This window comes from Escherichia sp. MOD1-EC5433 (assembly GCF_002966005.1).
Classification (GTDB): domain Bacteria; phylum Pseudomonadota; class Gammaproteobacteria; order Enterobacterales; family Enterobacteriaceae; genus Escherichia; species Escherichia ruysiae.
In genome coordinates this window covers 70,565-85,044 of the sequence record NZ_PTRL01000004.1, presented here as the reverse complement: position 1 = coordinate 85,044, position 14,480 = coordinate 70,565, and the positions used below count along the sequence as shown (strand labels likewise).

The window sequence follows — 14,480 nt, the reverse complement described above, 5'->3', positions numbered from 1 at the left end:
TGTTATTTAAAACCAAAGCCATTACGCTTGCTTACTTTATCGATAAATCCTACTTTTTTTAATGCGATCCAATCATTTTAAGGAGTTTGAAATGGATAAGAAGCAAGTAACGGATTTAAGGTCAGAACTACTCGATTCACGTTTTGGTGCGAAATCTATTTCCACTATCGCGGAATCTAAACGTTTTCCGCTGCACGAAATGCGCGATGACATCGCATTCCAGATTATCAATGATGAATTATACCTGGATGGCAATGCCCGACAAAACCTTGCCACATTTTGTCAGACCTGGGACGACGAAAATGTTCATAAGCTGATGGATCTGTCGATCAACAAAAACTGGATCGATAAAGAAGAATATCCGCAGTCCGCAGCTATCGACCTGCGTTGTGTAAACATGGTTGCCGACCTGTGGCACGCGCCTGCGCCGAAAAACGGTCAGGCCGTTGGCACCAACACCATTGGTTCTTCCGAGGCCTGTATGCTCGGCGGGATGGCAATGAAATGGCGTTGGCGCAAACGAATGGAAGCCGCAGGTAAACCGACCGATAAACCCAACCTCGTGTGCGGGCCGGTGCAAATCTGCTGGCATAAATTTGCCCGCTACTGGGATGTGGAACTGCGCGAGATCCCTATGCGCCCGGGTCAGTTGTTCATGGATCCGAAACGCATGATTGAAGCCTGCGACGAAAACACCATCGGCGTGGTGCCGACTTTTGGTGTGACTTACACCGGTAACTATGAGTTCCCGCAACCGCTGCACGATGCGCTGGATAAATTCCAGGCCGACACCGGGATCGATATCGATATGCACATCGACGCCGCCAGCGGTGGCTTCCTGGCACCGTTCGTGGCTCCTGATATTGTCTGGGACTTCCGCCTGCCGCGCGTGAAATCAATCAGTGCTTCAGGTCATAAATTTGGTCTGGCTCCGCTCGGCTGCGGCTGGGTTATCTGGCGTGATGAAGAAGCACTGCCGAAAGAACTGGTGTTCAACGTTGACTATCTCGGCGGTCAAATCGGGACTTTCGCCATCAACTTCTCTCGCCCCGCCGGCCAGGTAATTGCGCAATACTATGAATTCCTGCGCCTTGGTCGCGAAGGCTACACCAAAGTACAGAACGCCTCTTACCAGGTCACCACTTACCTGGCGGATGAAATCGCTAAACTGGGACCGTATGAATTCATCTGCACCGGTCGCCCGGACGAAGGTATCCCGGCGGTTTGTTTCAAACTGAAAGATGGCGAAGATCCGGGATATACCCTGTATGACCTCTCTGAACGTCTGCGCCTGCGCGGCTGGCAGGTTCCGGCCTTCACCCTTGGCGGTGAAGCCACCGACATTGTGGTGATGCGTATTATGTGCCGCCGTGGCTTCGAAATGGACTTCGCTGAACTGTTGCTGGAAGACTACAAAGCCTCCCTGAAATATCTCAGCGATCACCCGAAATTGCAGGGTATTGCTCAGCAGAACAGCTTTAAACATACCTGATAACGTTTAGATGGTAATGGCGTCCCGGAACGATCCCGTTTCGGGACAAATTCCAGAGTCTGTTCACTGGCATTAGCAATGGAAAAATATTGCTCTGAATACGCTTCAGAACAAGACAGGCGCGGTTCCGACAGGAATACCGTTTTAGGGGGAAAATATGGCTACATCAGTACAGACAGGTAAAGCTAAGCAGCTAACATTACTTGGATTCTTCGCTATTACGGCATCGATGGTAATGGCTGTTTATGAATATCCTACCTTTGCAACATCCGGTTTTTCATTAGTTTTCTTCCTGCTATTAGGCGGGATTTTATGGTTTATTCCCGTTGGGCTCTGTGCTGCGGAAATGGCTACCGTGGACGGTTGGGAAGAAGGTGGCGTTTTCGCCTGGGTATCGAATACCCTGGGGTTAAAATGGGGATTTGCAGCGATCTCATTTGGTTATTTGCAAATCGCTATCGGCTTTATTCCGATGCTCTATTTCGTGTTAGGGGCACTCTCCTACATTCTTAAATGGCCAGCACTGAATGAAGATCCGGTAACAAAAACCATTGCGGCACTCATCATTCTTTGGGTTCTGGCATTAACTCAGTTTGGCGGTACTAAATATACAGCGCGAATTGCTAAAGTCGGCTTCTTTGCCGGTATCCTGTTACCCGCATTTATTTTGATTGCATTAGCGGCGATTTACCTGCACTCCGGTGCGCCAGTTGCTATCGAAATGGATGCAAAAACCTTCTTCCCGGATTTCTCTAAAGTTGGCACCCTGGTTGTGTTTGTTGCCTTCATATTGAGTTATATGGGGGTAGAAGCCTCCGCAACCCACGTCAATGAAATGAGCAATCCTGGGCGCGATTATCCGTTGGCAATGTTATTGCTGATGGTGGCGGCAATCTGTTTAAGCTCGGTTGGTGGTTTGTCCATTGCGATGGTCATTCCGGGTAATGAAATCAATCTGTCCGCTGGGGTAATGCAAACCTTTACCGTTCTGATGTCCCACGTGGCACCGGAAATTGAGTGGACGGTTCGCGTGATCTCCGCACTGCTGCTGCTGGGTGTTCTGGCAGAAATCGCCTCCTGGATTGTCGGTCCTTCTCGCGGGATGTATGTTACAGCGCAGAAAAACCTGTTACCTCCAGCGTTCGCCAAAATGAACAAAAATGGCGTGCCGGTCACTTTGGTTATTTCTCAGTTGGTGATCACCTCTATCGCCTTGATTATCCTCACCAATACCGGTGGTGGTAACAACATGTCCTTCCTGATCGCACTGGCTCTGACGGTGGTGATTTATCTGTGTGCTTATTTCATGCTGTTTATTGGCTACATTGTGTTAGTCCTTAAACATCCTGACTTAAAACGCACATTTAATATCCCAGGCGGTAAAGGCGTGAAACTGGTTGTGGCTATTGTCGGCCTGCTGACCTCAATCATGGCATTTATTGTTTCCTTCCTGCCGCCGGATAATATCCAGGGTGACTCTACCGATATGTATGTCGAATTACTGGTCGTTAGCTTCCTGGTGGTACTTGCCCTGCCCTTTATTCTCTATGCCATCCACGATCGTAAAGGCAAAGCGAATACCGGTGTGACACTGGAGCCAATTAACAGCCAGAACGCACCGAAAGGTCACTTCTTCCTGCATCCACGTGCTCGTTCACCGCACTATATTGTGATGAACGATAAGAAACATTAACCATCTCTGAAGGAGATAAGACAAGGGAGCGATAGTTAATCGCTCCCTTTTTCGTACCTGTTATCGTATTGACTTGCCCCAGATAAGTACGAGAATGAGCAACACATCTGTTTACCGGAAACCAGCATATATGGATATCTGCTCCCGAAACGTGAAATTAGCGATCAAAAAGCCAGCCACACTCGTTGCTCTGGCTCTTTTACTGTGTAGTTGTAAGACCACACCGCCAACGCCAATAACTACACCACCAGCAGGTTCAAAACCACCAGCGACCACACATCAATCAGCGCAACCGATGCGCGGTATCTGGCTGGCCACTGTGTCTCGCCTCGACTGGCCACCTGTTTCCTCGGTTAATATCAGTAACCCCACCAGCCGAGCCCGTGTACAACAACAGGCGATGATTGACAAGTTAGATCATCTACAACGTCTCGGCATCAATACGGTTTTTTTCCAGGTAAAGCCCGATGGTACAGCCCTTTGGCCATCGGAAATTTTACCGTGGTCCGATCTTATGACTGGCAAGATTGGTGAAGATCCAGGTTACGATCCGCTGCAATTTATGCTCGACGAAGCCCACAAGCGTGGGATGAAAGTGCACGCTTGGTTTAACCCCTACCGCGTGTCGGTTAACACAAAACCCGGAACTATCAGGGAATTGAATAGCACCCTGTCACAGCAACCAGCCAGTGTCTACGTGCAGCATCGCGACTGGATCAGAACGTCGGGCGACCGTTTTGTTCTCGACCCTGGTATCCCTGAGGTTCAGGATTGGATCACATCAATAGTTGCGGAAGTGGTTTCCCGTTATCCGATAGATGGCGTGCAGTTCGACGATTATTTCTACACTGAATCACCGGGTTCGCTGCTGAACGATAACGAGACGTACCGCAAATATGGGAGAGCTTTTGCATCAAAAGCAGACTGGCGGCGTAACAATACCCAGCAATTAATTGCAAAGGTATCGCACACCATTAAAAGCATTAAGCCAGAGGTTGAATTTGGCGTTAGCCCGGCAGGCGTCTGGCGCAACCGATCACACGATCCGCTCGGTTCCGATACCCGAGGCGCAGCCGCCTATGACGAATCCTATGCAGATACCCGCCGTTGGGTAGAACAAGGTTTACTGGATTATATTGCCCCACAAATTTACTGGCCTTTCTCACGTAGCGCCGCACGTTATGACGTACTGGCAAAATGGTGGGCAGATGTCGTTAAACCGACCAAAACCCGTCTATATATCGGTGTTGCCTTCTATAAAGTGGGTGAACCCTCAAAGATAGAACCTGACTGGATGGTTAACGGCGGCGTGCCAGAACTAAAAAAGCAGCTTGATCTTAACGATGCTGTACCCGAAATTAGCGGCACGATTCTGTTCCGCGAAGATTACCTTAATAAGCCACAGACCCAACAAGCCGTTAGTTATCTGCAAAGTCGTTGGGGAAGTTAAACGCCCTGTTTTACTGTGTCATGCCGGTGATGTAAGCACCGGCTTGTCACCCTGCAAAAATGCCGTAACCTCTTAAATAAAATTATCTCCATATAAGCCGATTGCTATAATCCTCTGATTAATTAGTATCAACATGAAAAACAATACGATATTCGTCACCACCGAAAAATAATCACGATGGGCTATACTCTTCAGAAGAACAGTAGCGTAGATTAAAACTGTCTAATCCGTTTATTTCTTTTCATTATATCCTCATATTTCAGGAGAATATGGTGCGATAAGTCTGTCCAGTATGTTGCGTTTCGTTTTTCGATCCCATCTGCCTTTCCAGTCGTATAAGGGGCTGAATTATGGAGATGTACTTTAAAAGAATGAAAGATGAGTGGACTGGATTAGTGACCCAGGCTTCCCCTCTCATTCGCGCTAAAGCCGCAGAAATTGCTGTTGCACATGCCCATTACCTGAGCAATGAGTTTTATCGTATTGTACGCACTGACCCACATGCCGAAGAGTTTTTGAGTAACGAACAGGTTGAAAGGCAACTTAAAAGTGCTCTGGAGACATGGATTATCGATGTGCTCTCTGCGCAAGCGGACGATGTTGATAGGCTTATACAAATCCAACATACCGTGGCCGAAGTACATGCCCGTATTGGCATTCCCGTAGAAATCGTTGAGATGGGTTTTCGTGTATTGAAGAAAATCCTCTATCCAGCAATATTTTCCTCTGATTATTCGCCTGCGGATAAACTTCAGGTTTATCATTTTTCGATTAACAGTATCGATATAGCCATGGAAGTTATGACCCGTGCGTTTACCTTTAGTGACAGTCGTGCGGCTAAAGAAGACGAAAACTATCGTATCTTCTCACTACTGGAAAATGCCGAAGAAGAAAAAGAACGGCAAATAGCCTCATTACTTTCATGGGAATTAGATGTTATTTATAAAGTCCTGTTGGATTCTGATTTAGGCAGCAGCTTACCGTTAAGCCAGGCGGATTTTGGCTTATGGTTTAACCATAAAGGTCGTCATTATTTTAGCGGTATTGCCGAAGTAGGTCATATCTCCCGCCTTATTCAGGATTTCGACGGGGTTTTTAATCAGACAATACTCCATGCCAAAAATCTGAGTAACAAAAGTCTGCGAGTGAAGTTTTTATTGCAGATACGAAATACCGTATCGCAAATTACCACCTTACTACGAGAACTGTTTGAAGAAGTTTCTCGCCATGAAGTAGGAATGGATGTGTTGACTAAGCTACTTAACCGTCGTTTCCTGCCGACTATCTTCAAACGTGAAATTGCCCATGCCAATCGGGCTGGCACGCCGTTGTCTGTTCTAATCATTGATGTTGATAAATTCAAAGAGATCAATGATACATGGGGACATAACACCGGCGACGAAATTCTGCGTAAAGTCTCGCAGGCGTTTTACGACAACGTTCGTAGTAGTGATTATGTTTTCCGCTACGGTGGTGATGAATTTATCATTGTTCTGACAGAAGCCTCAGAAACTGACACTTTACGTACCGCAGAACGTATCCGCAGTCGGGTAGAAAAAACCAAACTGAAAGCTGCAAACGGCGAAGATATTTACCTCTCTCTGTCCATTGGCGCCGCCATGTTTAATGGACATCCGGATTATGAACGTTTAATTCAAATAGCCGACGAAGCTCTGTATATCGCCAAAAGACGAGGTAGAAACCGTGTTGAACTCTGGAAAGCCAGTCTTTAGATTCGCCCGGATGCAGAGGTAATCATGAAGCTAACCGATGCAGAGAATGCCGCTGACGGCATTTTTTTCCCCGCGCTTGAGCAAAATATGATGGGCGCGGTGTTAATTAACGAAAATGATGAAGTGATGTTTTTCAACCCCGCAGCAGAAAAGCTTTGGGGATATAAACGCGAAGAGGTCATTGGCAATAACATCGATATGCTGATTCCCCATAATTTGCGCCCTGCACACCCTGAATACATCCGGCATAACCGCGAAGGAGGTAAAGCGCGTGTCGAAGGAATGAGCCGGGAATTGCAGCTTGAGAAAAAAGATGGCAGTAAAATATGGACACGATTTGCCCTGTCAAAAGTGACTGCCGAGGGGAAAATTTATTACCTGGCGCTGGTGCGAGATGCCAGCGTTGAAATGGCGCAGAAAGAACAGACCCGGCAGTTGCTCATTGCCGTGGATCATCTCGACCGCCCTGTGATTGTGCTTGATCCTGAGCGCCATATCGTTCAGTGCAATCGCGCGTTTACAGAAATGTTCGGCTATTGCATCAGCGAAGCCAGCGGTATGCAGCCCGATGCGCTGCTTAACATTCCTGAATACCCGACAGATAACCGCATCCGTTTACAGCAGCTTTTGTGGAAAACCTCCCGCGATCAAGATGAATTTTTGCTATTAACGCGCACGGGTGAAAATATCTGGATTAAAGCGTCTATCAGTCCGGTCTATGACGTGCTTGCTCATCTACAAAACCTGGTAATGACCTTCTCAGATATCACCGAAGAACGGCAAATCCGCCAGCTGGAAGGCAACATCCTCGCCGCCATGTGCAGCAGCCCGCCGTTTCACGAAATGGGCGAAATCATTTGCCGTAATATTGAATCCATTCTTCATGAATCGCATGTTTCGCTGTATGCATTGCGTAATGGGATGCCAGTGCATTGGGCGTCGTCCTCTCATGGGACAGAAGTAAAGAATGCACAAAGCTGGGCTGTTACCATTCGCCAGCGCGATGGCGCACCAGCGGGAGTTCTGCAAATCAAGACGGCTGCTGGGACAGAAACCAGTGCATTTGTCGAACGCGTGGCAGACATCAGCCAGCATATGGCCGCACTGGCGCTGGAACAGGAGAAAAGCCGCCAGCACATCGAACAGCTAATCCAGTTTGATCCGATGACCGGTTTGCCAAATCGCAATAATCTGCACAATTACCTCGATGACCTTGTTGATAGAGCCGTCTCTCCGGTGGTTTATCTTATTGGCGTCGACCATATTCAGGATGTGATCGACAGCCTCGGCTATGCGTGGGCCGATCAGGCATTGTTAGAAGTCGTTAATCGCTTTCGTGAAAAACTCAAACCCGATCAGTATCTCTGCCGCGTTGAAGGTGCACAGTTTGTCCTCATTAGTCTGGAGGATGAAGTCAGCAACATTACCCAAATCGCTGATGAGCTACGCAACGTCGTTAGCAAACCGGTCATCATTGACGATCAGCCTTTTCCTTTAACCTTAAGCATTGGTATCAGTTACGACGTTGGTAAAAACCGTGACTACCTGCTTTCTACCGCCCACAATGCAATGGATTTCATTCGCAAAAACGGCGGTAACGGCTGGCAGTTCTTTAGCCCGACAATGAACGAGATGGTTAAAGAGCGGTTGATATTAGGCGCGGCGCTGAAAGAAGCAATCAGCAACAACCAGTTGAAGCTGGTTTACCAGCCGCAGATCTTCGCCGAAACGGGCGAACTGTATGGTATTGAAGCTCTTGCTCGCTGGTATGACCCGCAGCATGGACATGTTCCCCCTTCCCGGTTTATTCCCCTCGCAGAAGAGATTGGTGAAATTGAAAATATTGGTCGTTGGGTAATTGCTGAAGCCTGTCGCCAGTTAGCAGAATGGCGAAGCCAGAATATTCATATCCCGGCGTTATCCGTAAACTTATCTGCGCTGCATTTTCGCAGTAATCAGCTACCCAATCAGGTTTGCGATGCGATGGAAGCCTGGCAGATTGACGGCCACCAGCTGACGGTGGAAATCACTGAAAGCATGATGATGGAACACGATACGGAGATCTTTAAACGCATCCAGATCCTGCGGGATATGGGCGTAGGTTTATCTGTCGACGATTTCGGCACCGGCTTTTCCGGCTTATCTCGCTTAGTCAGCCTGCCGGTAACGGAAATTAAAATCGATAAAAGTTTCGTCGATCGTTGCCTGAGCGAAAAACGCATCCGTGCCTTATTAGAAGCCATTACCAGCATTGGGCAAAGCCTGAACTTAACCGTAGTGGCGGAAGGTGTGGAAACGAAAGAACAGTTTGAGATGTTACGCAAGATCCACTGCCCCGTGATTCAGGGCTATTTCTTCTCACGTCCTTTGCCCGCTGAGGAGATCCCTGGCTGGATGTCTACTACGCTACCGCTTCAAATCGACGCTTAGTACATCTTGCCCGCGCAGGCGGGCAAGATTTCACGTATTCATATTCCGCCATTCGCCCGTCGCTATATTAAAATTTGTACTGAATGCCCGCGCCAATAATGTAATTATAGTTTTGCATCCCTGGCGAATCTTTCTCTTTTACGCTTTCACCCTTTTCTTTATAAGAAATTACTGTGTTACCAATATCATTAGAGAATCTACTCCATGACATTTCTGTGAAAATACGTGCCTGTGAATTAATGTTATACCCCACATTAATAAGACCTGAATAATATTTTTGGTTGGATACTTTATCTTTAAATGTAATGTTGCGCAAATAATGCTGATCTGTTCCTTTCCCTTCTCCCCAGGCGCTATATTTAAATTGAGCAATAATATCAAAATCATGATAGATATATTTACCAGAAAGACCTAAATAAGGCGCACTGAATTTTTGTTGGTAGCCAATAACTCTTTGGTTATGAGGAATATCTCCAGTGTCGGCACCATTATCATAACTATAGTAACCTCCTTTCGCCGTCCAACTGAAACGTGTCTCCTGATAGCCTAACATGGCGCCGAGTTGGTAGTTTTGATCCTTTAAAAACCAACCTGTCATATTGAGATCAAACTGATTTGCAAAATTCAACCGCGTTGCCGGATGATGTGACCAATCGCTCCAGTGGTGCTGCCCCGGCTCGAGCCAGTCATAATCATCCATCAGCGTGCCGGCAGACGCAATCGTCGTCCAGCCTTTAGCATTAAGCGTCAGCCATGAGATTGCATCCCAGGTTAGCCCCATTTTAATAATGGGGGTATTTTGAATTTTCCAGTCCAGTTGGCTAAGTTTGCCGCCATCGCTATAAACAAACTCACCTGACTCACCATTCAGAAATGAAAGAGAAGCATCACCAAAGACATTGTCAGATAAGAAATTAAATTCTGAAGATGCGCTTGCATACTGACTTAGAGATATTAAAGCAATAGCAAAAGAGACCTTTTTCATCAACATAGTTTCATCCTTATTAAACAATGTTAATTAGCTCATTAATTAAATTTAATTAATTCAAATTAATTAAATCAACTGAATCTTACAATGCCATAAATGTTTCTCACCATCAAACAGAGAACATAAATAAACAGAGTTTTACTGTTATTCTGAACGAAATAGGAGTTTACAACCTGATGCAATAATGATTGTTCGAGAACAGGCGGGAATAACGAAAAGAATGACGATGCAGTTTAAATGCGAGATTTCATTGAGATAAGCAGAAAATATTGGTGTAAATGCTTGCCGGATGACAATATCATCCGGCGAGTACTTATGCTTTCAACTGGTAATCCAGCGTAATTTCCGCTTTCAGTACCTGAGAAACCGGGCATCCGGCTTTTGCTTTCTGAATAATGCCGTCAAAGGTTGAGGCATCAATACCCGGTACGGCAACTTCGCTCTTCAGTGCGATTTTGGTAATCGCGAAACCAGCATCGACTTTATCCAGCGATACATCGGCGGTGGTATCAATCGATGTTGGCGTGAATCCCGCTTCCCCCAGCATTAATGAAAGCGCCATCGAGAAACAAGCGGCATGTGCTGCGCCAATCAATTCTTCAGGGTTGGTTCCTTTTTCGCCTTCAAAACGTGTGTTAAATCCATACGGCTGTTGGTTCAGCACGCCGCTCTCGGTGGATACTGTTCCCTTCCCGCGTTTGATATCGCCTTCCCAGTGTGCCTGACCTTTCTTATGGATTGTCATTGTTGCTCTCCTGTGGGCTTAAAAAGGAAATTATAGACTACGTGAGAAATAGCACGAAGATAAGCAGGATATTCCGAATAAAATCCGTCGAAAATATTACCTCTGCACTTAAATAAAATTACCACAACAGACGACTGGAAATATATGTATTGAGAAATATCGCAGCAATATCAATCCACAACCGCCAATAATGCCCATGAATATCATGTAGTTAAAATATAAAATTCATCAACCAGGACTAATCTTAACAACGAAGCGGCAAATATTTGCCATGCTGAATGTGCTTTATAAATCTGCGATCCGTAGCAGACACCATAAATACACAGACACGGAGAATCACTATGTTTACTTATTATCAGGCAGAAAATTCAACAGCAGAACCCGCTCTGGTTAATGCCATTGAGCAAGGCCTTCGGGCAGAGCTCGGTGTTGTCACTGAAGATGACATTCTCATGGAGCTGACCAAATGGGTGGAAGCTTCTGATAACGACATCCTCAGTGATATCTACCAGCAAACCATCAATTATGTGGTCAGTGGCCAGCACCCTACGTTTTAAGCTGCTATGCTTGATCGGCAACCTAATTTAGGGGTTTAGCACGTGTTTCTTCGCTACGGCGATGTTGTCCTTAAAACTAGCAACAGGATTGAGGAGTTAAAATGAAATCGAACCGTCAGGCACGTCATATTCTTGGACTGGATCATAAAATTTCTAACCAGCGCAAAATAGTTACCGAAGGTGACAAATCCAGCGTGGTAAATAACCCAACCGGCAGAAAACGCCCCGCTGAAAAGTAATTCATAACCATCAGTCCTCAATGACGATTAAACACCATTGCCTGCGCAATGGTGTTTTTGTTTTTATCTGCTTTATACTTGGGGCCGACGCCCTGGCGGTAAAGCAAAGACGATAAAAACCCCAGGGATGGATATTCAAAAAAGAGTGAGTGACATGGAACCAAAAACAAAAAAACAGCGTTCGCTTTATATTCCTTACGCTGGCCCTGTACTGCTGGAATTTCCGTTGTTGAATAAAGGCAGCGCCTTCAGCATGGAAGAACGCCGTAACTTCAACCTGCTGGGGTTACTGCCGGAAGTGGTCGAAACCATCGAAGAACAAGCGGAACGAGCATGGATCCAGTATCAGGGATTCAAAACCGAAATCGACAAGCACATCTACCTGCGTAACATCCAGGATACTAACGAAACCCTCTTCTACCGACTGGTAAACAATCATCTTGATGAGATGATGCCCGTTATTTACACCCCGACCGTTGGCGCAGCCTGTGAGCGTTTTTCTGAGATCTACCGCCGTTCGCGCGGCGTGTTTATCTCTTACCAGAACCGCCACAATATGGACGACATTCTGCAAAACGTGCCGAATCACAACATTAAAGTGATTGTGGTGACGGATGGCGAACGCATCCTGGGTCTTGGTGACCAGGGCATCGGCGGGATGGGTATTCCAATCGGTAAACTGTCGCTCTATACCGCCTGTGGTGGCATCAGCCCGGCGTATACTCTTCCGGTGGTGCTGGATGTCGGCACCAATAACCAGCAACTGCTTAACGACCCGTTGTATATGGGCTGGCGTAATCCGCGTATCACTGACGACGAATACTATGAATTCGTTGACGAATTTATCCAGGCAGTGAAGCAACGCTGGCCGAACGTGTTGCTACAGTTTGAAGACTTTGCACAAAAAAATGCGATGCCGTTGCTTAACCGCTATCGCCATGAAATTTGTTCTTTTAACGATGACATTCAGGGCACTGCGGCGGTAACGGTAGGAACGCTGATCGCAGCCAGCCGCGCAGCAGGTGGTCAGCTAAGCGAGAAAAAGATTGTCTTCCTCGGCGCAGGTTCAGCGGGATGCGGCATTGCCGAAATGATCATCGCTCAGACCCAGCGCGAAGGATTAAGCGAAGAAGCGGCGCGACAGAAAGTGTTTATGGTCGATCGCTTTGGTCTGCTCACCGACAAGATGCCGAACCTGCTGCCTTTCCAGACCAAACTGGTGCAGAAACGCGAAAACCTCAGTGACTGGGATACCGACAGCGATGTGCTGTCACTGCTGGATGTGGTGCGCAATGTAAAACCAGATATTCTGATTGGCGTCTCAGGACAGACCGGGCTGTTTACGGAAGAGATCATCCGTGAGATGCATAAACACTGTCCGCGTCCGATCGTGATGCCGCTGTCTAACCCGACTTCACGCGTGGAAGCCACTCCGCAGGACATTATCGCCTGGACCGAAGGTAACGCGCTGGTTGCCACCGGTAGCCCGTTTAATCCAGTGGTATGGAAAGATAAAATCTATCCTATCGCCCAGTGCAACAACGCCTTTATTTTCCCAGGCATCGGGCTGGGTGTTATTGCTTCCGGCGCGTCACGTATCACCGATGAGATGCTGATGTCGGCAAGTGAAACGCTTGCCCAGTATTCGCCGCTGGTCCTGAACGGCGAAGGTCTGGTACTACCGGAACTAAAAGATATTCAGAAAGTCTCCCGCGCAATTGCGTTTGCGGTTGGCAAAATGGCGCAGCAGCAAGGCGTGGCGGTGAAAACGTCTGCCGAAGCTTTGCAACAAGCCATTGACGATAATTTCTGGCAAGCCGAATACCGCGACTACCGCCGTACCTCCATCTAAGTCTCCGCCCGGTAGTGAATGTTACCGGGCAATTATCCTCTCCCTTTTTCAGATCTCATCCATACTGGGTAGTGGCAAATAAATCTCATTTGCCTCACCTGCTATGCAGAACATCATCCGAAAAGGAGGAACTATGAAGGCTGCGGTTGTTACGAAGGATCATCATGTTGACGTTACGGATAAAACGCTGCGCTCACTGAAACATGGCGAAGCCCTGCTGAAAATGGAGTGTTGTGGCGTATGTCATACCGATCTTCATGTTAAGAATGGCGATTTTGGTGATAAAACCGGCGTGATTCTGGGACACGAAGGCATTGGTGTTGTGTCAGAAGTTGGCCCAGGTGTCACCTCATTAAAACCAGGCGATCGCGCAAGCGTGGCATGGTTTTACGAAGGATGCGGTCATTGCGAATACTGTAACAGTGGTAACGAAACGCTCTGCCGTTCAGTTAAAAACGCCGGATACAGCGTTGATGGCGGCATGGCGGAAGAGTGCATCGTAGTGGCTGATTACGCAGTAAAAGTGCCAGATGGCCTGGACTCGGCTGCTGCCAGCAGCATTACCTGTGCGGGCGTCACCACCTATAAAGCGGTGAAGCTGTCAAAAATTCGTCCCGGTCAGTGGATTGCTATCTATGGTCTTGGTGGCTTGGGTAATCTCGCCCTGCAATACGCGAAGAATGTCTTTAACGCCAAAGTGATTGCCATTGATGTCAATGATGAGCAGTTAAAACTGGCGACTGAAATGGGCGCTGATTTAGCGATTAACTCACGCACCGAAGACGCCGCCAAAATTGTGCAGGAGAAAGCGGGCGGTGCACACGCTGCGGTTGTTACAGCAGTAGCCAAAGCCGCATTTAACTCGGCGGTTGATGCCGTTCGTGCAGGCGGGCGTGTTGTGGCAGTCGGTCTGCCGCCGGAGTCCATGAGCCTGGACATCCCACGGCTGGTGCTGGATGGTATTGAAGTGGTCGGTTCACTGGTCGGCACGCGCCAGGATCTCACCGAAGCCTTCCAGTTTGCCGCCGAAGGTAAAGTGGTGCCCAAAGTCGCCCTGCGTCCGTTAGCGGACATCAACACCATCTTTACCGAGATGGAAGAAGGCAAAATCCGTGGTCGTATGGTGATTGATTTCCGCCGCTAAGAGACCATTGCTGCGACTGCCATGTTCGAGTCGCAGCCTGTTTTGCGAGACGCTTTCCGCTATTTAACTCTTCTTCTTTTCCTCCCTCATCTTTCCCCTCACAATTCGCGAAAACGTAGCGAAATTTGTTGCGCTGCACGGAACAATAGTGATAGTG

The 14,480-nt window shown here is 47.5% G+C and carries 11 protein-coding genes; 9 read left to right on the top strand and 2 right to left on the bottom strand.

Features of this window, described 5'->3' with window-relative positions; translation table 11 throughout:
• The first annotated feature begins 91 nt into the window (after positions 1-91).
• The 5 genes from gad to dosP all read left to right on the top strand — a co-directional run bounded on the left by gad (position 92) and on the right by dosP (position 8,798).
• Positions 92-1,492, top strand: coding sequence for a glutamate decarboxylase (gene gad, locus C3D30_RS09585; protein WP_105286808.1), 1,401 nt, complete (start codon positions 92-94; stop codon positions 1,490-1,492).
• Between the two features lie 157 nt (positions 1,493-1,649).
• Entirely contained in the window at positions 1,650-3,185 is a 1,536-nt protein-coding gene (gene gadC / locus C3D30_RS09580) for an acid resistance gamma-aminobutyrate antiporter GadC (protein ID WP_000246004.1), read from the top strand.
• A 130-nt stretch (positions 3,186-3,315) separates the two neighbouring features.
• Entirely contained in the window at positions 3,316-4,635 is a 1,320-nt protein-coding gene (locus tag C3D30_RS09575) for a family 10 glycosylhydrolase (protein ID WP_021550797.1), read from the top strand.
• Between the two features lie 350 nt (positions 4,636-4,985).
• Complete coding sequence (locus C3D30_RS09570; RefSeq protein ID WP_105286807.1) at positions 4,986-6,368, top strand: diguanylate cyclase; 1,383 nt, start codon at positions 4,986-4,988, stop codon at positions 6,366-6,368.
• 24 nt (positions 6,369-6,392) lie between these two features.
• Positions 6,393-8,798 (top strand): oxygen-sensing cyclic-di-GMP phosphodiesterase DosP, encoded by a 2,406-nt coding sequence (gene dosP / locus C3D30_RS09565; protein ID WP_105286806.1) that lies wholly within the window; start codon positions 6,393-6,395, stop codon positions 8,796-8,798.
• A 67-nt stretch (positions 8,799-8,865) separates the two neighbouring features.
• Here dosP and C3D30_RS09560 read toward each other — a convergent pair whose 3' ends face one another.
• Positions 8,866-9,789, bottom strand: coding sequence for an omptin family outer membrane protease (locus C3D30_RS09560; protein ID WP_105285741.1), 924 nt, complete (start codon positions 9,787-9,789; stop codon positions 8,866-8,868).
• Between the two features lie 310 nt (positions 9,790-10,099).
• Positions 10,100-10,531 (bottom strand): peroxiredoxin OsmC, encoded by a 432-nt coding sequence (gene osmC / locus C3D30_RS09555; protein ID WP_000152304.1) that lies wholly within the window; start codon positions 10,529-10,531, stop codon positions 10,100-10,102.
• Between the two features lie 341 nt (positions 10,532-10,872).
• On the opposite strand from osmC, the gene bdm reads away from it, so the two are divergent.
• From bdm to adhP, 4 genes are all read left to right on the top strand, one after another.
• Positions 10,873-11,088 (top strand): biofilm-dependent modulation protein, encoded by a 216-nt coding sequence (bdm, locus tag C3D30_RS09545; RefSeq protein WP_105286805.1) that lies wholly within the window; start codon positions 10,873-10,875, stop codon positions 11,086-11,088.
• Between the two features lie 101 nt (positions 11,089-11,189).
• Positions 11,190-11,327, top strand: coding sequence for a stationary-phase-induced ribosome-associated protein (sra, locus tag C3D30_RS09540; RefSeq protein ID WP_000841554.1), 138 nt, complete (start codon positions 11,190-11,192; stop codon positions 11,325-11,327).
• A gap of 154 nt (positions 11,328-11,481) precedes the next feature.
• Entirely contained in the window at positions 11,482-13,179 is a 1,698-nt protein-coding gene (maeA, locus tag C3D30_RS09535; RefSeq protein ID WP_000433478.1) for a malate dehydrogenase, read from the top strand.
• Between the two features lie 133 nt (positions 13,180-13,312).
• Positions 13,313-14,323: an alcohol dehydrogenase AdhP gene (gene adhP / locus C3D30_RS09530; protein WP_000642427.1), complete on the top strand. Its 1,011-nt coding sequence runs from the start codon at positions 13,313-13,315 to the stop codon at positions 14,321-14,323.
• The last annotated feature ends 157 nt before the right edge of the window (positions 14,324-14,480 follow it).

Excerpts from the sequence above, each read along its gene's own strand:
- gad (WP_105286808.1), top strand. The coding sequence starts at position 92 with ATGGATAAGAAGCAAGTAACGGATTTAAGGTCAGAACTACTCGATTCA.
- gadC (WP_000246004.1), top strand. The coding sequence starts at position 1,650 with ATGGCTACATCAGTACAGACAGGTAAAGCTAAGCAGCTAACATTACTT.
- C3D30_RS09575 (WP_021550797.1), top strand. The coding sequence starts at position 3,316 with ATGGATATCTGCTCCCGAAACGTGAAATTAGCGATCAAAAAGCCAGCC.
- C3D30_RS09570 (WP_105286807.1), top strand. The coding sequence starts at position 4,986 with ATGGAGATGTACTTTAAAAGAATGAAAGATGAGTGGACTGGATTAGTG.
- dosP (WP_105286806.1), top strand. The coding sequence starts at position 6,393 with ATGAAGCTAACCGATGCAGAGAATGCCGCTGACGGCATTTTTTTCCCC.
- C3D30_RS09560 (WP_105285741.1), bottom strand. The coding sequence starts at position 9,789 with ATGTTGATGAAAAAGGTCTCTTTTGCTATTGCTTTAATATCTCTAAGT.
- osmC (WP_000152304.1), bottom strand. The coding sequence starts at position 10,531 with ATGACAATCCATAAGAAAGGTCAGGCACACTGGGAAGGCGATATCAAA.
- bdm (WP_105286805.1), top strand. The coding sequence starts at position 10,873 with ATGTTTACTTATTATCAGGCAGAAAATTCAACAGCAGAACCCGCTCTG.
- sra (WP_000841554.1), top strand. The coding sequence starts at position 11,190 with ATGAAATCGAACCGTCAGGCACGTCATATTCTTGGACTGGATCATAAA.
- maeA (WP_000433478.1), top strand. The coding sequence starts at position 11,482 with ATGGAACCAAAAACAAAAAAACAGCGTTCGCTTTATATTCCTTACGCT.
- adhP (WP_000642427.1), top strand. The coding sequence starts at position 13,313 with ATGAAGGCTGCGGTTGTTACGAAGGATCATCATGTTGACGTTACGGAT.